The sequence below is a fragment of the Rhizobium sp. A37_96 genome (assembly GCF_053521765.1).
In genome coordinates this window covers 1-836 of sequence record NZ_JBNWDS010000054.1, presented here as the reverse complement: position 1 = coordinate 836, position 836 = coordinate 1, and the positions used below count along the sequence as shown (strand labels likewise).

Sequence of the window (836 nt, the reverse complement as noted above, 5' to 3'; positions counted from 1 at the left end):
CCGACGGTACGGCCGCCTTCGCGGATAGCGAAGCGAAGCTTCTCTTCCATCGCGATCGGAACGATCAGCTCAACCGCAACCGTGACGTTGTCGCCAGGCATAACCATTTCCGTGCCTTCCGGAAGCGTCACGATGCCCGTCACGTCCGTCGTGCGGAAGTAGAACTGCGGACGGTAGTTCGTGAAGAACGGCGTATGACGGCCGCCTTCTTCCTTCGTCAGGATGTAGGCTTCGGCCATGAACTTCTTGTGCGGCTTGACAGAACCCGGCTTGCACAGGATCTGGCCACGCTCGACGCCGTCACGGTTAACACCGCGAACCAGCGCGCCGATGTTGTCGCCGGCCTGGCCCTGGTCGAGCAGCTTGCGGAACATTTCAACGCCGGTAACCGTCGTCTTCGACGTCGGACGAATGCCGACGATCTCGACTTCTTCACCAACCTTGACGATACCGCGCTCGACGCGACCCGTCACAACCGTACCACGGCCCGAGATCGAGAACACGTCTTCGATCGGCATCAGGAACGGCTGGTCGATCGGACGCTCAGGCGTCGGGATGTAGGCGTCAACAGCCGCCATCAGCTCGCGGATCGCGTCTTCGCCGATCTTCTTGTCCGAATCTTCAAGCGCGGCAAGCGCCGAACCCTTGATCACCGGAATGTCGTCGCCCGGGAAGTCGTAAGACGACAGAAGTTCGCGAACTTCAAGCTCGACGAGCTCCAGAAGCTCGGCGTCGTCAACCTGGTCGACCTTGTTCAGGAACACAACGATCGCCGGAACGCCAACCTGACGGGCCAGCAGGATGTGCTCGCGCGTCTGCGGCATCGGGCCGTCGGC

1 protein-coding gene is annotated in these 836 nt (G+C 61.4%); it reads right to left on the bottom strand.

What is annotated here, in order from left to right:
• The coding region (locus tag ACQZ6J_RS33890) for an elongation factor Tu (protein ID WP_449087238.1) at positions 1-836 on the bottom strand (836 nt) is incomplete at both ends.